We start from the raw sequence: 23,168 nt of genomic DNA on the forward strand, positions 1-23,168 counted from the left end.
TTGCTCATGGATCTGCCCCAAATTCCCGGATACACGATTCACTCATTGATGGCTCATGGTGCGTGTGGTGATTCGCATCTGGCGACGGGTCCGTCGGGTGAGGCATGTGTGGTCAAGGTGTTCAAGACGATGTCGATCAACCGCCGCCTGCTGGGTGAGACGCTTGAGCGGATTGCTTCCGCCGGTGAGATGGAGGGCGTGCTTCCGGTGATCGATTACGATCTCGACCAGCGGCCGCCGTATTTGATCGAGCCGTTGATTGGCAAAGTGGAGGGGGACGTCTGCGCCAGTCGCTCGCTCTACGATTACATCGGTAGTGAAATCGCATCCGACACCGCGTGGGAATGGGTGTTGCAGTTGTGTCGGGGCGTGGCTGGGTTGCACCGGTTGGGCTTGGCGCATTGCAATTTGAAGCCGGGGAATGTGCTGGTGGACGAGGCCGGCGGTGGCGCATTGTTCGTCAGTGACTACGGCCAGGGATGGGTGCACGGGATTTACCAAATGGACCCGAGCAGCTCGTATCTGCATGCACCGCCTGAGCAATTGCTGCATCCCGATGGAGTGGACAGCGGGGGCGGTGGACGCTGGGACGTGTACGCGTTCGGAGTCTTGGCGTACCGGCTGTTGACCGGTCATTTTCCCCGTGGTCATGGAGCCTTCTCGCACTTGGAGAAGAAGCTGCTGGCGCGGGATCCGAGTGTGCAATCCTTGACGCCCGCTCAGGTCGCCAATGCCTTGAATGAGGAGACGAATATCTCGTGGCCGAGTGAGGCGCAGTCGTGGGCCGAACAACAACGCCGCCGAGTGATCGAATACTGCCTGCGCTTGGATCCTGATGAGCGCTGGATCGATCTGCGAGAGGTCGAGCGTGAGTTCCTCCAAGTGGAAAGCGAAGTCGACCTGCGCCGTGAGCGTCAGCGCGTGATCGACTACAAGCACTCGATGAATGGGAAGCTCAAAACCTTCCGTCTGGCAGCTGCCGGATTCGCCGGGTTGTTCGTGCTCACCGCGGGGTCGACTCTGGTTTACCGCCATCTATACAAGGACAAGAGCGACGCGCTGGTGCAGGCGGAGGACGACAAAGCCAAGGCGCTGGCGGCGAAAGATGCCGAGATTGCCATCCGCGAGGCAGAGGTGGAGCGCAAGATTTCAGAGGCTCGCCGAACTGCGGCGGGAGCGGTTGCGGGGCAGCAGGCTTTGTTGGGAACTTTGGTCAAATCTCAGGAACAGGCGGATTTGCTCTTCGATTTGGTAATGGACAAGCGGCCGGTGCAGTCACCTGGGTTCCGCGAGTACTCGGATACCGTGGGGGAGTTGGAAAAGTTCTACACCGAGTATTTGAGCCAGTTTGAGAGTGACGAGGGGATGGAGGTCGAGCGGGCTCGCGCCATGACCAAGTTGGCGGAGTTGTCTCTGGCGGCGGGGCGCAACGAGCAGGCCCGCGAGCGGTTCAGTGCGGCGGCTGGGCAGTGGCGTCCGATTGTCGGGGCTCATCCAGAGGACGAGGACTCGCGCGGTCGGTTGGCTGTGGTGTTGTTGAAGTTGTCGCGATTGGAGTTTCAGGCCGATGATATTGATGCGGCACGCATGAGTGTCGATGTGGCGCAAAACATGCTCGAGCTGTTGACCAAGACCAATGGAGGCGACGTCGAGTACGGGAAATGGCTCGCTGAGTCGCATGTCCAGAAGGGATTGGTGATGCGGCAGCAGGGAGACGTGGAAGCGGCGATTGCCGAGTACCGGCGGGCGGTTGAACTGTACCGCACACTGGGTGACCGCACCGGTGACTTCAACTTCCGCTCGGACTTGGCGCACAGCTATATCGAGCTGGGTAAGCTGGTGCGGGGAACGGATAATTTTGAGGCGGCTTTGATGATCCAGAAGGACGCGTTGGCGACTTTGGTCGAGATGAACGAGGAACGCCCGGAGTTGGTGCACTCGAAGTTTGAGCAAGCGCGCGCGTTCGGTGAGATTGCTGAGATTCAATTGGAGCTCGGTGAGATCGAGGAGGCGCGCAAGATGAAGACCAAAGCGGTGGATCTGTTGCGGGACGCGCTGAAGGAGGCTCCAGATCAGAATGGGGAGGAGCTGCGGTTTGAACTTGCCAAGCATCTGTCGGGATTGGCTCGGGCGCTGCGGGACAGTGGCCAGTCGAGCAATGCCCGCCGCGAGTTGGACGAAGCGATGAAGTTGTTCGACGAGCTGGTGGATGCGCATCCGGAAAAGTCGCTCTATCGCTACCGCCGGGCACTGGCGATGTGGCAATCCGCCGAGATGATCTCCGGCCAGGGGCAGCACTCGGAGGCCCGGAAGATTAACGAGAAAGCTGTGGTCGAATTGCGGCGCTTGCTGGATGAAGGCGGGCTTGCCGAGGATCAAAAGCGGCAGATTGAGATTTCGCTGGCTTATCTCTTCGGTGACTTGGCGCACATCTCCGAGGTTGCGAAGGAACGTGAGGACGCCGTCGGGTTCTTCCGCAAGGCGGAGAAGCAGTGGAGTCATATCGCGTCGCAGTACGGTGAGGATCCGATGATCAGCGATGCCCTGGTTTGGTGCCGCCGCCGCTTGAGCGATCTGTCGCAGTAGGAACGATGCGCTCAAGTACGCGTTATGTGGGACCTCTCGTTTTCAGTGCGACTCGTCGTTCTTGGCGTGGTGATGCTCGCGGTTGCGGGGGTGGACTATGGGGTCAAACGCGAGCGTGCGACGAAGTGGCGAGAGTATGCTTTTCTCTGTGTGGCTGGGTTGGTGGGCGGCCTGTTCGGGATGGCAGTGGATCAGATCACCGGGCGGATATCACCGGAGTACTTTGAGTTCGGTAAAGGGATTTCGCCAGGTCCGGGGTACTGGTCCTCGGTAATGGCGTTGGGGTTCCGCGCTGGATTCTTTGGTGGGCTCTTGGTAGGTGTGGCTGCTCTCATGGCCAACAACCCAAGGCCGGAATTGGAGAGGCTGTCGTGGCGGAGATTGGGCGGTTTGCTGTGGTGGCCGATGGCTGCGGCGGCGCTCGGAGCCGCGGGGTGCGGAGTCGTCGGGGCGATGGATGTTTTTGGACTGAAATCCGGTTTGGATGCTGCTGAGATCATCCAAGGCGGCAGGCTGCTGGCGGTGCAAGGAGCTCACTTCGGGTTGTACCTTGGTGGGTTGCTTGGAGTGGTGCTGGTGGTGCGCAGGGTTCGTCGCATGAGACGCGAGCTCGGAGCAGTCAGGATTTCCTGAGCTCGGTCGGGAAGAACTGGTGGGATGTGCTAGGGTGCGGGCAATGGGAAAGCTCAAGCAACAATATGAGACCGATGGCTATTTCGGGATCGGTATCCTCCACGCCCGTAATGGGACCAACATCGGCACGCTGTGGCGTACGGCCTATATTCTCGGGGCGTCGTACATTTTCACCATCGACCGCAAATATCAGAAACAGTCGACGGACATCACGCAAACGTGGAGCCGGATCCCGCTTTTCCATTACGACGACTTTGATGCGTTTTACGACAACCTGCCGCGTGGCTGCCAGTTGGTCGGCTTGGAGCTGACGGATGACTCGGTGCCTATTTCTGAGTTCGTGCACCCTCCGCGAGCCGTGTATTTGCTAGGGTGCGAGAATGTCGGCTTGCCGCGCAAGGTGCTGGACCGTTGTCATTCGGTGGTTTCGCTGCCGGGCAACTTCAGCTTGAACGTGGCGGTGGCCGGGAGCGTGGTCGCCTACGACCGGGTGAACAAAATCGGCGGGCGGCTGCCGGAGCGCACCGATGTGGCGCCCGAGCACTGATTGCCTCGGATTGTGATTCGCTGTGGCGGTATGGGCCGTCCGGCTGTATGAGTGCCAATGAAGCTGGAACAAGGACAGGTTTGGAAGCGCGAGGCGGACTTTCTGCGCATCGTGAAATGGGAGCGGTTGGCGATTGAATACAAGCAACTGACCGACCTGATTGATGGGGAAGGGACTCATCATCGCGTGACCAAGAAGGAATTTTGCAAGTTGATCAAAGGAGCCGCGCTCTATGATCCTGCGCGTGACGAGGCGGCCTTCGTCGATCCTGACGAGGTTGCCGACCAGTCCGAAGAGGCAGCGGATGCCGATTCCGCTGCGGAGCAGTCCGAATGACGGCACGAAAAAGCCACCACCCGATGCGGGCGGTGGCTTTTTTGATAATGGGTGATCGCTGGCTTAGCGGGTCAGCACACCGATCTCGGCGGCCGAGCTGTGCGGCTTGCCTTCGATCGACTGGACGCCGATGAAGCGCAGATAGCGGACACGTGGGAACGTGCGCTTAAAGCGGATCTCGCGCTCGGTCGGGTCGTTTTCGATGTTATCGAAGCGTCCCTCTCCGGCTGCCACCCAGTTTTCGCCGTCGCGGCTGAGCTCTACCTTGTATTGGTTGAGGATGCCGCCCTTGGCGCCGCCGTGGCGTGGCAGGTAGGTGAACCCGGTAAGGTCGAGTTCCTCGCCCAGATTGATGGTGATGCTGTGGGGCATTGGGTCGGTACCGCCGCTCCACTTCGAGTGCCAGATGGTTTTTGGATCGCCGTCGATTGCCATGGCGGCGCCCTCGTTCGAGCCTGGGTTTTCGCTGCTCACCGCATGAATGCTCCACTTCGTTTTGGCGATGTCGAAGCGCGCGGTGGTCGGCTCACTGCGTTCGTCTTCGCGGGTTGCCATCGCGGTGACCACACCGCCTTTAGGCAATGGGAAACTGCCGGTGTACTGCGGTGAGTTCGCGGTTGGGGTGCTGCCGTCGGTGGTGAAGCGGATGACGCCATTACCGTCGATGGTGACGGTGCCTTCGCGGTCGCGGGTGATAGCCGGTGCCTTCAGTGGCGCGCGGTCGTAGTGGACCGAAACGTGGCTGATCTTAGGCTCGAGGCGGTGGTCCTCGATGCGCAGGCGGATCTTGCTGGTTTCGACATCACGGAAGCTGAGAATGCGCTTGTAGCCAATGGTTGTGGCGGTAGCGACTTCCTGCCATTCGCCGTCGATCCAGGCGTCCAGCGCGTGGGCGTCGACCTGCTGGCCGTGAGTGGCCACGTCTTCCATGATCATGCAGCGGTTGATGGTCGCTGGTTGATCAAAGGTGTAGACATTGCCCTCGGCTGTCAGAGTGGCTGCGGTGGTGCCGTAGGTGGACTCAATGCGTTTGCCCAAGGCGAGCAGAGCTTTTTCGTCGCGCGGGGAGAAGCGTCCGTTGCGGTTCGGTGGGACGTTCAAGAGCAACACTGCATTGCCGCCGATCGAGTTTTCGTAAATCGAGAACAACTCCTCGGCGCTGCGCACGTGTTGGTTTTCGTCGCGCCAGAACCATCCGTGACGGATGGATGTGTCGACTTCCGATGGGAACCAGTGGACGAAGTCACCGAAATCAGCGACGCGTTGGCGGCTTCCGAGGTCTTCTGCGCGCCAGCTGCCGATGCCCCAGGTTTTTCGCACTTTCGGGTCGCCCTTGATTGGCATAGGTGACCACTCGGACTGGCGGGTGTGGCCGGCTTCGTTGCCGCACCAGCGGATGTCCGGTCCGCCGAAGATAGCGGCATCTGGAGCGAGCTCGCGGATCATTTCAAACCAGATCTCCTCGGTGTACTGCTGGCCGCCCTTGCGTTTCGGGTGGGCGCCGTCGAACCAAACCTCGTGGATCGGGCCGTACTCTGTGAGGAGCTCGTAGAGCTGGTTGAGCATCAGTCGGTTGTAGTCGTCGACTTCGTAGGTGAAGGTCGGCTTGCCTTCAGGAGCCGGGCGACCTTTGGTCGGATTGGTGCTGAAGTGCTTCGGATCGGTTGGGATGACGGTCTTTTGGTACTTGCTCAAGTTACCGTAGAGTCCGTCTTCGTTCTCGATCTGATAGAGGTCGGCAGGGGAAAGATAGACGCCGAGCTTCAGGCCGTGCTTTTTGCATGATTCGGCGAGGCGGCGCAGCACGTCTCCTTTGCCATTTTCCCATGGTGATGCGAGCACAGAGAACTTGTCGTTGTAGCGGGTCTGCCACGTGCAGAAGCCGTCGTGGTGCTTCACGGTGATCACCATCAACTTCATACCGGCAGCTTTGGCGATACGGCACCATTGGTCGGTGTCGACATCGGTCGGGTTGAAGACTTTCGGGTCTTCCTTGCCGTTGCCCCATTCGACGCCGGTGAATGTGTTCGGGCCGAAGTGGATGAAACAGGTGAACTCGAGTTTTTGCCAATCGAGTTGTTGTTTGGTAGGTCTGGTTTTCGAAGCTTTGGCAACGCGCATGTTGGCGCTGTCCCCCGGTTCAAAGACGATGGTGTTGGCGGGCTCGATGGTGTCGAGTTTCGCACGCTCCGCATCGGTGAGTTCCAGTGCCGCGACGGCGGATGGAGCGAGTCCGAGCAGAGCGGAAATCGTCCATGCGAGTGGGCGCTTAGGGTCTAATATCATGTTCTTTCAGAGGTTGGCTAATGTTGCCTGCCTGATGCTCTTGAGGCAGGGATTCGGGCGGTTTGTTGTTGCGTGCGTGCGCATCAACGGATGATGCTGATTTCATCTTACAGGCGTAAGTTTTATTTGAGGTTTTTTAGTAATTTCAGTTGCAGATTATCCGATTCGTTGCATTTTGCCGTCCCGATTCACGTGCTCGCGTGGCGGAATTGGTAGACGCGCATGATTCAGGTTCATGTGGGGAGACCCGTGGAGGTTCGAGTCCTCTCGCGAGCACCACTTTCAAGATCACCGGATCGAGTCAAACATGACTCTCCGGTGATTTTTTTTGTCCTGATCCCGGCGAGCTTGGATACTCACCGTTGGCATTTCGGGCAGAAGAATGTCGAGCGCTGGCCGAGGACGATGCGCTTGATGGTGCTGCCGCATGTGTTGCAGCTTTCGCCCTCACGGCCGTAGACGTGGAGTTGTTGGGCGAAGTAGCCAGGTTGACCGTCGCTGTTGACGAAGTCGCGTAGCGTGGTGCCGCCTTGTTCGATCGCGGCGGCGAGGCGGTCTTTGATGGCCGTTACCAGACGTTGGTAACGTTCCGTCGATATGCGGTTGGCTTGGCGCTTCGGGTGGATGCCGGCGAGGAAGAGCGCCTCACAGGCGTAGATGTTACCGACTCCTACCACCACCTCGTTGTTCATGATGAGCAGTTTCACGGCGCAACGGCGGTTGGTTGCGGCTTGAACCAGAGTGTTGCCGTCAAACGCATCGGTGAGTGGTTCCGGCCCGAGGTGTGCGAGTAGCTCGTGCTGCAGGGGATCTTGGGCGGTCCACGTGACGATGCCGAAGCGGCGTGGGTCGTGGTAGCGCAGCTCGGATCCGTCATCGAGGTGGATCACGACGTGGTCGTGTTTTTTGAGCGGGGTGGACGGATCCGCCATGCGCAGACTGCCGGACATGCCGAGATGAATAATAAGGTGTCCGTGGCCGCAGTCGATGAGCAGGTATTTGGCGCGGCGGGAAACTGAGCGGATCGTGGATCCGGCGAGAGCTTCCACTTCCTCGGGCACGTGGACGCGCAGGCGCGGCTGGTGGACGTCGACACGGGTGATCTTGCGGCCAACGAGGTGAGGGCGCACGCCACGGGCGGTGGTTTCGACTTCGGGCAACTCGGGCATCGGGGCAGTTCCTTCTAGAGTGGGCTCACCGGGTTAGATGATCAGTCGTCCTTCGGCGGCGAAGTGTTCGATGGCTTCGAGCACGCCTTCGCCCGCCGGCCGGGTGGCGACGAAGCCTCTCTGGTCGCGCACGTGGTCTTTGACTTCCTCCACCGCATTGGACGGGCAGGCGATCATGCCGGCGATGTTGCGGTTGAGCTTGGTCATGTCGTTGAAGCTGTCGCCGATGGCGAAGACGTTTTCGCTGGGGAGGTCGAGCGAGCGTGCCAGCTCGGCGAGCGACGTTCCCTTGGTGAACCCACGATGGCTGAAGCGCAGGTAGATGGCATTGCGCTCGTAGTGGAGGTCAGGGACGGCGTCGATATGCTGGTCGATAAACTCGCAGATCACAGCCATTTCATCCTCGGTGGACGAGACAATGCCGGCGTGTTCTCCGGTTTGGGCGCCGAACTGTGCGCGGGTTTCCGAGGCGACGAATGCGCGGATTTTTTCGAGTACGTGATGGGCTTCGCTGAAGAGATCATCGTGAGCCCGGATGCCGCGTGCGTTCCAGTCGCCATGGTCGTGCCAGTCGCCCTCATGTCGGCGGTAGATCTCGCGTTCCCGGGCGATCAAAAAGTGGGGCAGCTCGTCGAGGTTGTGGTCGGAGAACCCTTCCAACGAGTAGTCAATGGAGCGGCCGGTGTTGACTGCCCAGAGTGAGCCATGGGCGGCGAGGCGGGCGAGCATGGCGACCAAGTCCCGGTGCACCGGACCGCGGGTGACGTAGTCGATCAGCGTACCGTCGAAATCGAACGAGAGCAGGGCGGGGGGCTGGACGATGGGTTTGGTCATGATGGGGTGGAAACTGGTGGCTTCACGATGCGAAAACCGGATGCTGCAGAAGCTGCCACAGGCGGTGGACGATCAATGCGGTGAGCGTGAGATGGCAGCCAAGGTAGACCCATGTCATGGTACGCGCGAGGCGTGGAGTCGGGGCTTCTTCCGCGGTGTCGGCGCTTTGGCGGAGGCGGCGCAGGGCTTTTTCCGAGAAAGCGATGAGCCCGAGAGCCATCGGCGCGACCAGTGCCATCATGAAGCGTTCGCCGTCGCCGACCTGGGTGTACCAGCCGTGGAGCATGGCGTAGAGCGCGAAGATACCGACGAGGAAAATGGCTTGCGGGCCGATTTCAAACCAAGGTTTCAAGTTCACCGTGCCTTTGCTGGCGCGGCGGATGTGCGCCTTCTGCCACCAGCCCGCGGCGGTCAGTGCGAGCATCGGGAGGGCGAGGAGAAGAAAGTGTAAGCCGCGGTCGGGGAGGATTTCGCGCCAAGGTTTGAGCGCGGCGTCCTTCTTGTCTGGTTGTTTCGTTTCCTTTGGGTTGAAGAAGCGGGCGACCTGGTGCCATGACCCGTCGGCGAGACGGCGGCCGGCGGTTTCCGGCGTGTGGCGCTCGAGGTAGTTGCCGAGTGAGGGTTTGTCCTCGGGCTTCATGGCGGCGAGCTTTTCGCGGGTATTGTGGTTGCCCATCCAGACGTAGCCTTCTTCGAAGCTGTCCATCCACATCCAGTAGCTAGGGAAGCTGTGGGTTGGTGAGCCGAAACGTTCGTAGCGGTGGCTCATGCTTGGGCCGTTGATGAAGAGGAATGCGATGGCAAAGAGGAGAGTGCCCAGGATGTGGTTTTGCCAGCTCCAGCGGCTCTTGGGGCGGAGTCCTGCTTTGCCGATGAGGCGTGGCAGCACCGCCGCCAGGAAGCGGTAGGTGGTGAGGAGAAAGAATGCCATCACCGCAGGCCCCATCGAGCCTTTGGCGAGGTAAGCCAGCGAGCTGACGATGCCAAACACAGCGTAAAGCCAGAGTGGGTTGCGCTTGATCAACCCGAGCGCGCAGAGGAATGAGAGCAGGAAGAGCGCGTAGTAGATCGGCTCGGGTTGGAAATAGACCGATCGCGGAAGGAATGCGCCGAATCCGGCGATCAGAGTGAAATTGATCACTGCGAGAGGAGACCAGCGCAGTGAGAGCAATACCGCCAGGAGCGCCAGAAAGATGCCGCTGAACCAGAGGTTCCAGCTTTTCCCTTTGGCGAGGAACACGTGGTCATCGTCGTCTGCGATGTTGCTGGCGATGCGCGGCCAGAGCGGCTGGACGACGCCCTCGGAGTAATGGGGCATCCACTGCCACAGCGCCTCGCCGACACTTTCCTCGATCGACCACTCGGCCCGCTCCTTGGCGATGCGGGCGAGTTTCATGTTGTGGGATTGGTCGGACTTGTGAGGTTTGAGGTTGGTTTGGGTGGCCAGGGCGTCGCCGAGCGGGATGTAGGCGCAGGCCATCAAGGCGAGCGCTACGAGCGTGATGAGTAGGCGCAGCCACGCTGATTTTGGCAGCGGCCAGACTTTGCGCGGTGGTGCGCTGGCTGGTGTCTGGTCGGTGGATTCGGTCGCGGATGGGGGCGTGTCGGATGTTGCTGCCACAGCGGCGACGTTAGGGGGAATCCCCGCTTCGCGCAAAGCGGAAGTTTCGGGTGGTCAATCCGGTTGGCCGGGGCGTGGCGGCTTGGGGGCAGGGCAGGAACAACCGCCCGATCCGCAGCCGCCGGATTTACGCTTTTTGCGGCGGATGATCCAGCGCGCGGCGAAGGCGGCGATGGTGACGGCCACCACGCCGAGTGCGATCCACGATTGGAGGTCTTCAGGCATAGAATCTCCTGCGGGAGGTCGGTCGACCGCTTAGCCGAAGAATCGGCTGCCGATCTGGTAAACCGCCATCGCTGCGAAGTAGGCGAAAGTCGTCATGTAAACGACTTGGAAGATCGGCCACTTCCACGAGGCTGTCTCGCGTTTCACCACCGCGAAGGTGGCGATGCACTGCTGGGCGAAAACGTAGAAGACCAAGAGCCCTGCGCAGACCCAGAACGAGAAGATCGGGCGGCCGTCAGGATGTTTGGCGTTGGCGAGCGCTGTCTTAAGTTCCTCCTCCTCGGCTTCCTCGCCCACTTTGTAAATGATGCCGATGGCGCTGTTGAAGACTTCACGGGCAGCGAACGACCAAACGATGGCTGAACCGATTTTCCAGTCGTAGCCGAGTGGTTCGACGACAGGCTCGATGATTTTGCCAGCCTGGCCCATGTAGGACTGCTCCAGAGCGATTTCACGCGGGGTGTCCGGATCCGCAGGTTTCGGATAGGTCGATGCGGCCCAGATCAGGATGGAGAGGCCCAGGATGATGGTGCCGGCGCGCTTGAGGAAGACGAGTCCGCGGTCGAGCAGTTGTTGGAAAACGAGCTTCCAACCCGGCATGCGGTACGGAGGAAGTTCGATCAAGAATGGTGATGCGGCGTTCTTGGAGAAGGCGCGCTTGAAGATCCATGCGAAGAAGAACGCGCCCAGCGTGCCCAATGCGTAGAGCCCGAACATCAAGGACGTGCGGGTTGCTGCGTCGGCGTTCGGGGTCATCACGCCGATGAGGATCACGTAGACCGGCAGGCGTGCGGTGCAGCTCATCAATGGGGCGACGAGGATCGTGACCAGTCGGTCTTTGTCGTCTTCGATGGTGCGGGTACCCATGATGCCTGGGATGGCGCAGGCGTAGGAGGAGAGCAGTGGAATGAAGGATTTTCCGTTCAGGCCCACTTTCGACATCAAGCGGTCCATGATGAACGCGGCGCGTGCCATGTAGCCGGAGCTTTCGAGCACCCCGATGAAGAAGAACAAAATGAGGATCTGCGGGAGGAAGATGACCACGCCGCCGACACCTCCGATGATGCCATTGACGATCAAATCCTTGAGGTCGCCTTCGCCGAGGCTGGCGCCTGCCCATTCGCCGAGCTTGCTGAAGCCTGCGTCGATCCAGTCCATCGGCACCGAGGCCAGAGTGAACATGGAGTAGAACATGGTGACCATCACCGCGATGAAGATCAGCCAGCCCTTGATCGGGTGGATCAAGGTGGCGTCAAGCTTGTCGCTGAAGCTCAGCTCCATCGGCGCGTCGCCTCCGCGCACCGAGGCTGCGGAAATTTGACCAATGGTCTCGTAGCGGGCGGCTACGATGCGGCTCTCGATCGGCAAGTCGCTGTCCGCGGCTTCGCCGTTGATGATGGGTTCGAGTTCGTCGAGCAGTGAGTGGTCGATGCAGTGATCGTGGGTGCGGTCGCGCATCGCGCGGTCGCTGATGATGGTGAGTGCGTGGGCGGCTGCGTTGGGGACGCCGCGCGCGATGAGAACTTCCGCGGACTTCTCGAGGATGCGTTCCACGTCTTCGCCGGCGTTCCAGCGGCGGTGTGAGCGATGAGGAGTGCGCGAGAGGGCGCCTTTGATGTCGACTATGCCGATCTCCTGGTTGGCCTGGCATGGGATGACGGGTGTGCCGCCGAGTTGCTGGCTGAGCGCGTCGGGGTCGATGCGTTGGCCCTTTTCTTCCAGTACGTCGACCATGTTGAGTGCGACGATGACCGGGAGTTTGAGGTCGATGACCTGGAGGACGAGGTAGAGGTTGCGCTCCAGGTTGGAGGCGTCGACCACGCAGAGGACAGCGTCCGGTCGGTCGGTGCCTTTGAGGTCTCCGAGCAGAACGTCACGTGCGACGCGTTCGTCGTCCGAGCGGGCGGAGAGGCTGTAGGTGCCGGGGAGGTCGAGAAGCTCGATTTTCTCGCCATGAAGCGAGCGCATTTCACCGACCTTCTTTTCAACCGTGACGCCAGGGTAGTTGCCTACCTTTTGGCGTAAGCCGGTGAGAGCGTTGAAGAGCGTGGTCTTGCCGCAGTTCGGGTTGCCGACGAGGGCGATCTTACGTGCTGGTGAGGACATGGCGATGGCCGGTAGGGGATTCGATGAAATTAGGTGGGGCGCACGGTGACACCGGCTGCTTCGGCTTTGCGGATGCTCAGCTTGTAGCCCCGGACTTCCAGCTCGATGGGGTCGCCCAGCGGGGCACGGCGTACCACTTTCACAGCGGTGCCAGGCAAAAGCCCCATCTCTTGCAAACGCTGCATCCCAGCAATGGACGGATCCATCGCAACTACCGAGGCAGATCCCCCCGGCATAATCTCAGACAACGAAACGGGCGAATCAGACATGGTCGAATCAGTCAGGTAGATCAAAAAAAGAGGCCGGATGAACGATCCGGCCGGAGAATTAAGCAACGACGATGCTTTCGGCGAGCTTCTTACTTAGCGCCACCCGCGACCCGCATACGGTGCAGACCGTGTTGCCGCCATTGGTGATTTTCCGCACCCGGGCTTGCTCGCAGAAGCCCATCTCGCGCAGGCGGTGGCAGGTGGCTTCGCAGCCCTTGAGTGCCACTACTTGGAAGTCGCAGCCCACCGACGCACCAAAAAGCGTCTGTTCACCGACAGACTTGCCGGCTTTGACGTGGGATCGACGGATAAGGGAGAAGCGCATACCTAAGCGAATTTTATCGTAATGCGACTCAGTATCAAATGGTATTTATGCGTCGCTGGCGGAAATGATGCGGATTTCGGAATGACGGGCAAATCCGGTCATGGGGTGACCTGTTGGATTCGGGGGCGGGGGGGGCTAAGGAACCGGCGCCCAAGGGCTCAAGAAACGCTGAGCACAGTTGTGATTTACGCGTAAGTTGTTGGTTCTTGGGGGCGGGTGGTTCTTCGGTGTGCTGATGAGCTTCTCCAACCTTATCCTTGAGAGATGCGTACCGTTCTGACAGGTTCTGGATCGATTCTTGCTTGCTCTGGGAAATACGCCTGATTTGCAGAAACTACTTTACTATGATTAATCTTCGATCCTCGCTCCGCCTATTGATTGCCGGCTTGCTGTCAGTTTGCTTTGTCGGCTCCGCATCCGCGTCTGAACGATCTGATGAGATCGCGGCCAAGATGGACACCTTGCTTGAGCCGGTGAAAGAGATCCTCAATGCGGTGATCTTTGTCACGGTGCCGATTGGGGAAAGCAATGTGCCTGCGGTGCTGATTTTGTTGGCGGGCACGGCGATGTTTTTGACGGTGTACTTCAAGTTCCTCAACGTGCGGGCGCTGGGATTGGCGTTCAAGACGGTGAAAGGGAAGTACTCTGAAGCGGATGATCCGGGTCAGATCACGCATTTCCAGGCGTTGACGACCGCGCTTTCGGCGACGGTGGGCTTGGGCAACATTGCAGGCGTGGCGCTGGCGATTGGTCTTGGTGGTCCTGGTGCGGTGTTGTGGATGATTGTGATGGGGGTGCTCGGGATGACCTCGAAGTTCACCGAATGTACGCTGGGTGTGCGTTACCGCCAGATTGGCGAGGACGGCCGTGCCCACGGTGGGGGGATGTTTTACCTTCGTGACGGTTTGAAAGAACGCGGCCTTGGCTGGCTCGGCAAGATTTTGGCGATTGTCTTCGCGTTGGGATGTATTGGTGGCGCGATTGGCGCGGGTAATATGTTCCAGATCAACCAGGCGCATCAGCAGGTCTCCGAGACGTTTGGGATTTTTGACGGTCCTGGAGGTGCGTGGCAGTTCGGTGCGATTATCGCAGTGCTGGTCGGGATGGTGATTATCGGTGGCATCAAAGCCATTGCCCGGGTGACCGAGGTCTTGGTTCCGTTCATGTGCCTGACCTACGTGTTGGCTTGTTTCGTGGTGTTGTTTACCCATGCGGGGGACGTGCCGGCGGCGTTTGCGACGATCGTGAGTGAGGCCTTCAGCCCGAGTGCCGCGGTGGGTGGATTCATTGGTGGCTTGATCCAAGGGGTGCAGCGCGGTGTATTCTCCAACGAAGCGGGGGTGGGATCGGCTGCGATTGCCCACGCCGCGGTGAAGACGCGACGTCCAGCCAGTGAGGGCGTGGTGGCATTGCTCGAGCCTCTGATGGATACGGTGATCGTTTGCACCATGACCGCCTTGGTGATTGTGGTCACCGGCATGTGGAAAGTGGATGCCGACATCGACAAGGAAGTCGCTCTGATGCAGTCGCCGGCTCTCGAACAGACCACCGGCATTACTCTTGCTCCGGGCACACAGCTCAAGGTGCTGGAAAAAGAAGAAAAGCCGGACGGTGCGGCGAAGGACTGGGCTCCTGCTTGGGCCAAGGTCAAAGTGCGTGACACCGAACAAACCGGCTACGTCGCCACAAAGGATTATCTCGATCGATCCGACACAGCCGGCGGCATCTGGATGACGTCGAAGGCATTCGAAGGCGTGATCGGCTGGTTCCCATATGTCCTCGCGATTGCCGTGTTCTTGTTCGCCTTCTCGACCATGATTTCGTGGTCGTACTACGGTGGTCAGGCGATTGGCTACATCTTCGGTGAGAACCGCGTGGTGATTAACATCTACAAGGTGATCTTCTGCGGATTTGTGGTGGTGGGCGCCACCGCGTCGCTGGGCAACGTGCTGGCGATTTCCGATGCGCTGTTCTTCGCGATGGTGGTGCCGAACCTGATCGGAGTGTACTTGCTGCTGCCAGTGGTCAAAGAAGAGCTCAAGAAGTTCCGCGACCACGCGGCGCGCATCGACCGCGGCGACGCGTAACGTGCGGATCGCCCTTGAGGCGATGATTTTCACGAGGCCCGGGGTTGGTATCCAATCCCGGGCCTTCGTTGTGTTTTCGGCTATGGGTAGAGGCAGAGGGAGATCCGTGACAAAGCCGGTCCGTTCTTGATTGTCGTGCAGATGGCATCCATCCTTGGCGTCCCATGGCACGGAAATACGAGATCAAATCCAGCGCACCGGCAAACCGCACAGGCATCGACTTCCGTGCCGAACTCAACGACGACCAATATGCCGCGGTGACCTCGCGTCCCGGGCCGTCGTTGGTCATCGCCGGTGCCGGCTCAGGCAAGACGCGCACGCTCACCTACCGCGTCGCCTACCTGCTCGACAACCACATGGACCCGCGCAGCATCCTGCTGCTCACCTTCACCAACAAAGCCTCGAAGGAAATGCTCGAGCGGGTGAAGGAACTCGTTCCTTTCGACCTCTCCAACCTGTGGGGCGGCACCTTCCACTCGATCGGCAACCGCATCCTGCGCAAACACGCCGACCTCATCGGCCTCGGACGCAACTTTTCCATCCTCGATCGCGATGACCAGAAGTCGCTGATGAAAGCGGCGATCCAGAAGGCCGGGATCGACACCAAAGCGGTGCGTTTTCCCAAGACGGATCCGCTGATCGATCTTTTCAGCTACAGCACCAACACAATGCAGGACCCTCGCGAGGTGCTGCAGTGGCGCTATTCGTTCGATGCCTCGTTGCATGAAGACATCCTCAAAGTCGGGATGGCGTATGAGCAGCTGAAGCGCGAGTCGAATGCCGCGGACTTCGACGATTTGCTCTACTTGTGCTACCGCATGTTCAAGAAGAACCCGGACGTGCTGGCACGGTATCAGGAGCGCTTTCGCTTTATCCTGGTGGACGAGTACCAGGACACCAACCTGCTGCAGGCCGCGCTGATCGACCAGCTCGCCGGAAAGCACAAGAGTCTGATGGTGGTGGGTGACGACGCGCAGTCGATCTACTCGTGGCGCGGTGCCAACTTTGAGAACATCATTAAGTTCACCGAGCGCTACCCGAAGGCGAAGACCTACAAGATCGAGACGAATTACCGCTCGGTACCGGAGGTGCTGCAGGCCGCCAATGCCTGTATTTCCAACAACCGGAAACAGTTCGCCAAAGTGCTGCAGCCGGCCCGCAAGAGCCAGGAAGCCAAGCCGGTGCTGGCGCCGGTGCTCGACCTGCGCACTCAGTCGCAGTTTGTCGCACAGCGGGTGCAGGAGCTCAATGAAGAGGAGGGCGTGCCATTTGAAGAGATCGCAATTCTTTACCGTGCGCACTTCCATTCGATGGAGATCCAGATGGAGTTCACGCGACGCGGGATTCCGTTCCGGGTGACCAGCGGTTTGCGCTTTTTCGAGCAAGCGCACATCAAGGACGTGGCGGCGTTTATGCGTCTGGCGGTGAACCCACGGGACGCGGTTTCGTTCAAACGTCTGGTGCTGATGCTGCCTGGGATTGGTGAACGATCGGCGGATAAATTGTGGCGCGAGTGGGCGGCCCAGTTGCCGGCGCTTGACGGCGAAAAGTTGGAATCGTTTGGCAACGCGCTCAAAGCACTCAAGCCCCCGAAGAAGGCGGCATCGGCGTGGCAACAGTTCGCCGATACCGTGGACGAACTCGCACCCGGCGGCGAACCCGCCACTCCGACTCAGATGATTTTCTCAGTGGTCGAGGGCTGCTACGACGAGTATGCGCGCAATGCCTTTACCAACTACGACCAACGGCGTCAGGACCTGCAGCAGTTGCAAGCGTTTGCCGAAGGCATGACCGATGTCGAGGAGTTGCTGACCCAGCTGGCTCTGATGGGCGGAGTGGATGTTTCCAACGATCGGCCGGCGGAGAACGAGGATCACGATGTGGTGACGCTTTCCACCGTTCACCAGGCGAAGGGACTGGAATGGGATGTCGTGTTCGCAGTCGGTCTGGCGGACGGTAAGTTCCCCAACGAACGTGCGCTCGATGCCGATGACCCGGACACGGAGGAGGAAGAACGCCGATTGTTCTACGTCACCCTGACCCGCGCCAAGACACAGCTGTACCTGACCTATCCGCAGCTCTGGAGCACGCCGCATCAGGGATCGATGCCGGTGCTGCCGTCGCGCTTTATTCAGGAGCTGGATCCCGACTTGTTCGACACCTGGCAGATCGGCTCCAGCGCTCCGAACATGTGGTACGACGATGAGGATGACGACGACGATTACCCGTTTTAGGCAGGGTGAGGTGTCTCGGTGATTGAGGTGGCGAATGCCCGCACAGAGGGCGGCGCGTTCTCTCTACGACAGGAGTGTCGTAGCTCCATCGGTTTGTGGTCTGCGGCGGTGGCTGGATGGAGCAAGGACACTCCTGTCCTTGATATGCGAGGTGGTGCGGGATGGGGGAGAATCCTCACGCAGAAATGGAGGAAGGCGCGGTGTGAGCTCCTGAGGATTGTAACCTAATCACTATCTGTGATCATCTGCGTCGATCTGTGGCCGCGGAGCGATTCTCTCCCAGCATCGGTGGCTGACTGATGGTGTCCGGATGCGCTGTGGATCTGTGGTTGAGGGATGATCGATTGTGGCTAGGTTGGCGGCGATGGCAGACGAGCAACCAACCAAATCATCGGACGACCTGGGCTACGGCTGGGCTGCATTCAAGCAACTGTGGGGCGAAACGTGGCGCGATACGTGGTCGTTCCTCCGTCGTTATTGGATCTTCTGGGCGTTGGCGACCATTGCCGTGCTGGTGTGGTGCTTCTATGCCGTTTGGCCGTACGACAAAGATTGGCTCGCGTTCTACCGCGCGATCGGTGGCGGCAAGAAGAGCGCGACGATGGACTGGGCCAACTTCATCGGCGATTCCGGTGACCTCGCGCAGTACAATATCATCGTTACCGCCGGGTTCTGGTTTGTCGGGCGTTGGGCGAAAAAGCGCAATTGGCAGAGGATCGCGATTGCCACCTTCATTGCCTGTCTGCTCGCCGGTCTGACGTGCAATGTTTTCCGCGCAACACTGGGGCGTCCGCGTCCGAGCGCGCAGATCAAGCAGGAGCTGGACGATCGCTTCTATGGCCCGAAGCCGAAGTCGCATTTCCATGGCTTCCCATCGGGGCATACCGCCACGGCATTTGGAACGGCGGTGCCAGTGGCGATTACTTCGCCGGTGGTCGGTGTTCCCGTGTTGGCTTACGCCGGATCGATGGGCTGGGCGCGCATGTACCAATACCAGCATCACCCGACCGATATCATCGTTGGGGGGTATCTCGGGGTGATGTTTGGCGTGGCGGCCGCGGCATCGGTGCGGAAGAGGCGGAAGGGAGATTGCTAGTTTGCTAGTGTTCAGTTTTCAGTGGGGGCGTGGCGGCGGAGTTTGCGCGGCCATCGGGTGACGGCTGTGGCTTTGGTGGAATCGCAGGCTCGGTCGGGAATGGGGGTGGGGATGTGGTCGCTGCGCTCCGTAGGGATTGGTGGCCGGATTGGAAACCGGCGGTCCGTGGGGCGCTGCGTGATGCGGAGGGGGGCATGGAGGTTCGACGTCCTCGTCGACAGGCGGCTGGCTTTCCGTGGACGTCGAGGGGTGGCGGAGTCGCGCGTTCAACCTCAAGAGTGAGGTTGCTCCATCGACGCAAGCATGACGATGCGAAGCGCTGGAGGGATGGCGTTCCTGCCGTCGGTGAGGTGGGGTGATGGTAGTGGTCGCTGCGCTCCGTAGGGAATGGTGGCCGGATTGGAAACCGGCGGTCCGTGGGGCGCTGCGTGATGCGAGGGGGGGCATGGAGGTTCGACGTCCTCGTCGACAGGAGGGACGGGGGGCTGCGTGGACGCCGAGGTGTGGCGGAGTCTCGCGTTCAACCTCAAGAGTGAGGTTGCTCCATCGACGCTCGTATGACCATGCGAAGCGCTGGAGGGACGGCGTTCCTGCCGTCGGGATGGCGGTGCGGTGATGGTAGTGGTCGCTGCGCTACGTAGGGATTGGTGGCCGGATTGGAAACCGGCGGTCCGTGGGGCGCTGCGTGATGCGGAGGGGGGCATGGAGGTTCGACGTCCTCGTCGACAGGAGGGGCGGGGGGCTGCGTGGACGCCGAGGTGTGGCGGAGTCGCGCGTTCAACCTCAAGAGTGAGGTTGCTCCATCGACGCTCGTATGATTGAGCGAAGCGCTGGAGGGACGGCATTCCTGCCGTCGGTGCGGTGATGGTAGTGGTCGCTGCGCTACGTAGGGATTGGTGGCAGGATTGGAAACAGTCGGTCCATGGGGCGCTGCGTGATGCGAGGGGGGGCATGGAGGTTCGACGTCCTCGTCGACAGGAGGGACGGGGGTGTTTGGTTTTGCGTGGACGTCGAGGGGTGGCGGAGTCGTGCGTTCAACCTCAAGAGTGAGGTTGCTCCATCGACGCTCGTATGATTGAGCGAAGCGCTGGAGGGACGGCGTTCCTGCCGTCGGGATGGCGGTGTGGTGCGGGACGGCATCGAGATGAGCCGATTACCGCCGCCGGAGGATTGGTGTCGATCGCGATGAGGATACCGATAGCGATAGCGGATGGCGCGCCGATGTTCTTATGCCTCTATTCCTTCCCAACACTTTCGCCGTCAGGAACTGAAAACTACCAGCTGAAAACTAGCAAACTCTCTTCTACGTCACCTGATAGCAATCCACGTCGACGCCGAGGTAGACGTCATCGGGGACGGTGAAGGAGGCGAGGGTTTCGCGCAGTGGTTTGAGGATGTGGTTCGGGTTGGTGGCGCGGAGGAAGACGTGGTAGCGGAATTGTCCCTTCACGCGGGCGATGGCGGCGGGCAGAGGTTCGCCGATCATGACGTTTTGCGGCAGCTTCGGTTTCAGTGTGGCGATCAGGTTCTGCAGCGTGAACTCGGCCATGTTCTCCTTGGTCGAGCGGGTCATGATGCCGACCATCCGGGCGTAGGGCGGGTAGCCGAAGGCCTGGCGGAACTCGAGCTCCTGCGACGAATAGCCGTCGAAGTCGTGCTGGCGCGCGAACTGAATCGACGGACTGTGCGGGCTGAAGGTCTGGACAATCACCTCACCGGACAAATCACCACGCCCCGCGCGGCCAGCCACCTGGGTCAGTAGTTGGAACACACGCTCGCCCGCACGGAAGTCGGGGATGTGCAGGCCGATGTCCGCGTTGAGGATCCCGACCAGCGTCACGTTTGGGAAGTGCAGCCCTTTGGCGATCATCTGGGTGCCAATGACAATCTGTGTCTTGCCGGTTTTGAAGCGGTTGAGTGCTTCGACCAGGCGCTCCTTGCGGCGCATGGCATCGGCGTCGATGCGCTCGACGCTGGCTTTCGGGAAAACCTTGCTGATCACTTCCTCGACGCGTTGGGTTCCGAAGCCGTTGAACTTGATCCCGGGTTCGCGGCACTCAGGGCAGCGGGTGGGCGCGACTTGTTCGTACCCGCACATGTGGCAGATCAAGCGGTCGGCTGATTTGTGGAACGTGAGCGCGATGCTGCAGTGCTTGCATTCGCAGGTCGCGCCGCAGGCCAGGCACTGTAGCGACGGTGAGAACCCACGGCGGTTGAGGAAGAGAATGGTCTGCTCGCCGCGCTCGAGGCGCTTTTCCATCGCCTGTCGCAGCGGCTCCGACAAAATCGTGACGTCCTTGCGTTTGGTCGCTTCGATCTTCATGTCGACCACCCGGATCAGCGGGAGCTGGCGGTCGTCGATGCGTGTCATCATGCGCAAGCCCTCGTACTTTCCTTTGCGCACGTTCTCCCAGCTTTCCAGCGACGGGGTGGCGCTGCCGAGCACCACGGCACAGCCGCAGATTTTTGCCCGCACGACCGCCACGTCACGGGCTTGGTAACGTGGTGGGTTGTCTTGTTTGTAGGAGTTCTCGTGCTCTTCATCGACGACGATGATGCCGAGGTCCGGCACCGGAGCGAAGACCGCCGAGCGAGCGCCGACCACGATGCGTGCCCGGCCGCTGCGGATGCGTTGCCATTCGTCGAAGCGTTCGCCGTCGGAGAGGTGGCTGTGCAACACGGCAACGCCACCGGCCTGCTGGCTGAAGCGGCTTTTGAAGCGCTCGACGGTTTGTGGGGTGAGGGCAATTTCGGGTACCAGCACGATCGCGCCTTTGCCTTGGTCGATCGCGTGCTGGATGCTCTGCAGGTAGACTTCCGTTTTTCCGGACCCTGTCACACCGAGCAGCAAAATCGGCTTCGGGGCGTCGGCATCAATGGCGGTGTGGATTGCGGTGACGGCGGTTTGTTGGTCGCCGGTGAGTTCAAGCGCCGAGTCGCCGACGATGTCCGCATTGGCAAAGGGATCGCGCTCCACTTGTTCGGTCACGACTTCGAGCCAGCCCTTGGATTCCAGCGACCGAACCGATGTACGCACGTCGTTGCCGAGGTCGCTCGCAAGATCCGCCAGCGCGATCTTGTGGCCCGGTGCCTTGGCGAGTTTGGTCAGCACGGCGACTTGTTTGGGCGCACGTTTGCGCAGGGCCAGGCCCTCGTCGCTGTCGGCTTTCCACGGCTTTTTCATCACCGCGGTCAGGCGTGTCTTTTCCTTGGTCTTTTCGTCGCGAATGTTCGACGGCAGCATCGTCTGCATCACCGATGCCATCGACGCGATGTAGTAGTCCGCCATCCACGACGCGAGTTTGAGCAGGTCGGGTGGCAGGCTCGGGCGTTCGTCGATGACGCGGGTGATGGGTTTCAACGCGCGCCGGACCTTGTCGTCGAGCGCCGCCACGCCACCCTCTCGTACTTCCACAATCGTACCGCGCAGGTTGCGGTTGCGTAGCGGCACCATCACGCGGCTGCCGAGGTGCGCGAGGTCCGCCATTGCGCCGGGCGCCAGGTAGTCGTAGGCCTGGTCGTTGGCGTTGTCTAACATGACTGACACCACCTTGCCGTCGATGGCAGGGGGCGCGGCATCACCCGCGCTACCGCCGAACAAATCGTCGGAGGTCGCCGGGGCGTAAACGGGGGGGCGGAAGAATGGACTGCGGATCACAAACGAGCGGATCGGGGTGAAACCAATTGAACGGATGAATTGGTTCTATCCTGCCTGGGCCTGGCCACCGGACGCGCCGGTGATGGCGTCGATACGCTGCAACTGATCGTCGCTGAAGGCCGGGGAGTTCAGAGCCTCCAGGTTTCCGGCGAGTTGTTGCGGTGTGCGTGCTCCGATCAATGCGGACGTGACCTGCGGGCGCTGCAGCACCCAGGCGAGCGCCATGGTGTTGAGTGGTTCGCCCCGTTCTTTGGCAATCTCTGCCAGCGCGCGGATTTTCTCCACGTTGTTCATCACCTGGTCGGTGGTGAGGAACCCGTCATCACGTGCGGCACGGGATTCGCTCGGGATTCGGTCGAGGTACTTTTCGGTCAGCATGCCCTGCGCCAATGGCGAGAAGCAGATGCAGCCGAGACGTGTGTCGTCGATGGTTTGGGAGAGTTGGGTTTGTTCCGGCCAGCGGTTGAGCAGGTTGTAGATGTGCTGGTGGATGACCACCGGGATATGGCGCTCCCGCAGGATGCGCACGGCTTCGGCGGTGGCTTGGCCTTCGTACTTTGAGATGCCGGCGTAGAGCGCCTTTCCTTGTTCCACCGCAGTAGCGACCGCGCCGATGGTTTCCTCGAGCGGGGTGTCAGGATCCGGGCGGTGGGTGTAGAAAATGTCGACGTAATCGAGCTTCATCCGCTTGAGGCTCTGCTCGAGGCTGGCGAGCAGGTGCTTGCGGCTGCCGCCGTCGCCATACGGCCCGGGCCACATCAAGTGCCCGGCCTTGGTGGAAATCACCAGTTCATCGCGCAAGTCGCCGAAGTCCTGACGGAAGAGACGACCAAAAACCGTTTCCGCACTGCCCGGAGGCGGGCCGTAGTTGTTGGCCAAATCAAAGTGGGTGATCCCTGCGTCAAAGGCATCGCGCAGCATCTGGCGGGCGTCGAGATGGTCGTCGTTGGCGCCGAAGTTGTGCCAAAGCCCGAGGGACAGAGCGGGAAGTTGGAGGCCACTGTTGCCGCAGCGGCGGTATTCCATGGTCTCGTAGCGGCCGGTGTTGGGATGGTAGTCGGACATAGGTGCGTGGGCTCGGTTGCTCTGTCGAGACTACCCGCACCTGCCCCATCGTGGAACCCAGAATATCGAGGAATTCACAGATTCTCGGGAG

17 protein-coding genes and 1 tRNA gene are annotated in these 23,168 nt (G+C 60.4%); 8 read left to right on the top strand and 10 right to left on the bottom strand.

Translation table 11 applies throughout. The features are described from left to right. The first annotated feature begins 6 nt into the window (after nt 1-6). The 4 genes from G3M56_RS04755 to G3M56_RS04770 are packed head-to-tail and all read left to right on the top strand — an operon-like array spanning nt 7 to nt 4,102. Nucleotides 7-2,586, top strand: a complete 2,580-nt coding sequence (locus tag G3M56_RS04755; protein WP_164365573.1) for a protein kinase domain-containing protein — start codon at nt 7-9, stop codon at nt 2,584-2,586. 24 nt (nt 2,587-2,610) lie between these two features. Continuing rightward, on the top strand, nt 2,611-3,219 hold the full coding sequence (locus tag G3M56_RS04760; RefSeq protein WP_164365574.1) for a hypothetical protein: 609 nt from the start codon (nt 2,611-2,613) through the stop codon (nt 3,217-3,219). A gap of 43 nt (nt 3,220-3,262) precedes the next feature. After that, entirely contained in the window at nt 3,263-3,766 is a 504-nt protein-coding gene (locus G3M56_RS04765; protein WP_164365575.1) for an RNA methyltransferase, read from the top strand. A gap of 57 nt (nt 3,767-3,823) precedes the next feature. Beyond that, nucleotides 3,824-4,102 carry a hypothetical protein gene (locus tag G3M56_RS04770; protein ID WP_164365546.1) on the top strand — a complete coding sequence of 93 codons (279 nt, stop codon included), beginning with the start codon at nt 3,824-3,826 and terminating at the stop codon, nt 4,100-4,102. A 63-nt stretch (nt 4,103-4,165) separates the two neighbouring features. Here G3M56_RS04770 and G3M56_RS04775 read toward each other — a convergent pair whose 3' ends face one another. After that, on the bottom strand, nt 4,166-6,388 hold the full coding sequence (locus G3M56_RS04775) for an alpha-L-fucosidase (RefSeq protein WP_164365576.1): 2,223 nt from the start codon (nt 6,386-6,388) through the stop codon (nt 4,166-4,168). 194 nt (nt 6,389-6,582) lie between these two features. On the opposite strand from G3M56_RS04775, the gene G3M56_RS04780 reads away from it, so the two are divergent. After that, a tRNA-Leu gene (locus tag G3M56_RS04780) sits at nt 6,583-6,667 on the top strand. A 77-nt stretch (nt 6,668-6,744) separates the two neighbouring features. Here G3M56_RS04780 and mutM read toward each other — a convergent pair. The 7 genes from mutM to G3M56_RS04815 are packed head-to-tail and all read right to left on the bottom strand — an operon-like array spanning nt 6,745 to nt 12,937. Continuing rightward, nucleotides 6,745-7,557, bottom strand: a complete 813-nt coding sequence (gene mutM, locus G3M56_RS04785; RefSeq protein WP_164365577.1) for a bifunctional DNA-formamidopyrimidine glycosylase/DNA-(apurinic or apyrimidinic site) lyase — start codon at nt 7,555-7,557, stop codon at nt 6,745-6,747. Nucleotides 7,558-7,590: 33 nt separating this feature from the next. Next, nucleotides 7,591-8,391, bottom strand: coding sequence for an HAD family hydrolase (locus G3M56_RS04790; protein ID WP_164365578.1), 801 nt, complete (start codon nt 8,389-8,391; stop codon nt 7,591-7,593). A 22-nt stretch (nt 8,392-8,413) separates the two neighbouring features. Continuing rightward, the gene (locus tag G3M56_RS04795; protein WP_164365579.1) at nt 8,414-10,012 is read right to left on the bottom strand and encodes a hypothetical protein; all 1,599 of its coding nucleotides are present in this window, start codon (nt 10,010-10,012) and stop codon (nt 8,414-8,416) included. A 54-nt stretch (nt 10,013-10,066) separates the two neighbouring features. Further along, nucleotides 10,067-10,237 carry a FeoB-associated Cys-rich membrane protein gene (locus G3M56_RS04800; RefSeq protein ID WP_164365580.1) on the bottom strand — a complete coding sequence of 57 codons (171 nt, stop codon included), beginning with the start codon at nt 10,235-10,237 and terminating at the stop codon, nt 10,067-10,069. Nucleotides 10,238-10,267: 30 nt separating this feature from the next. Further along, nucleotides 10,268-12,343 carry a ferrous iron transport protein B gene (gene feoB, locus G3M56_RS04805; RefSeq protein ID WP_164365581.1) on the bottom strand — a complete coding sequence of 692 codons (2,076 nt, stop codon included), beginning with the start codon at nt 12,341-12,343 and terminating at the stop codon, nt 10,268-10,270. A 29-nt stretch (nt 12,344-12,372) separates the two neighbouring features. Next, on the bottom strand, nt 12,373-12,612 hold the full coding sequence (locus tag G3M56_RS04810) for a FeoA family protein (RefSeq protein ID WP_164365582.1): 240 nt from the start codon (nt 12,610-12,612) through the stop codon (nt 12,373-12,375). A 58-nt stretch (nt 12,613-12,670) separates the two neighbouring features. Further along, nucleotides 12,671-12,937, bottom strand: coding sequence for a FeoA family protein (locus G3M56_RS04815; RefSeq protein WP_164365583.1), 267 nt, complete (start codon nt 12,935-12,937; stop codon nt 12,671-12,673). A 344-nt stretch (nt 12,938-13,281) separates the two neighbouring features. Between G3M56_RS04815 and G3M56_RS04820 the strand changes: the two genes are divergently transcribed. From G3M56_RS04820 to G3M56_RS04830, 3 genes are all read left to right on the top strand, one after another. Beyond that, nucleotides 13,282-15,024 (top strand): alanine/glycine:cation symporter family protein, encoded by a 1,743-nt coding sequence (locus G3M56_RS04820; protein ID WP_164365584.1) that lies wholly within the window; start codon nt 13,282-13,284, stop codon nt 15,022-15,024. A gap of 164 nt (nt 15,025-15,188) precedes the next feature. Further along, nucleotides 15,189-17,258 carry an ATP-dependent helicase gene (locus tag G3M56_RS04825; protein ID WP_164365585.1) on the top strand — a complete coding sequence of 690 codons (2,070 nt, stop codon included), beginning with the start codon at nt 15,189-15,191 and terminating at the stop codon, nt 17,256-17,258. A gap of 364 nt (nt 17,259-17,622) precedes the next feature. Continuing rightward, the gene (locus G3M56_RS04830) at nt 17,623-18,354 is read left to right on the top strand and encodes a phosphatase PAP2 family protein (RefSeq protein WP_164365586.1); all 732 of its coding nucleotides are present in this window, start codon (nt 17,623-17,625) and stop codon (nt 18,352-18,354) included. Between the two features lie 1,303 nt (nt 18,355-19,657). Here G3M56_RS04830 and priA read toward each other — a convergent pair. After that, nucleotides 19,658-22,012, bottom strand: a complete 2,355-nt coding sequence (gene priA, locus G3M56_RS04835) for a replication restart helicase PriA (RefSeq protein WP_235203593.1) — start codon at nt 22,010-22,012, stop codon at nt 19,658-19,660. Nucleotides 22,013-22,057: 45 nt separating this feature from the next. Further along, nucleotides 22,058-23,077: an aldo/keto reductase gene (locus G3M56_RS04840; protein WP_164365587.1), complete on the bottom strand. Its 1,020-nt coding sequence runs from the start codon at nt 23,075-23,077 to the stop codon at nt 22,058-22,060. Nucleotides 23,078-23,168 lie beyond the last annotated feature (91 nt).

It is taken from the genome of Sulfuriroseicoccus oceanibius, assembly GCF_010681825.2.
Lineage (GTDB): Bacteria > Verrucomicrobiota > Verrucomicrobiia > Verrucomicrobiales > SLCJ01 > Sulfuriroseicoccus > Sulfuriroseicoccus oceanibius.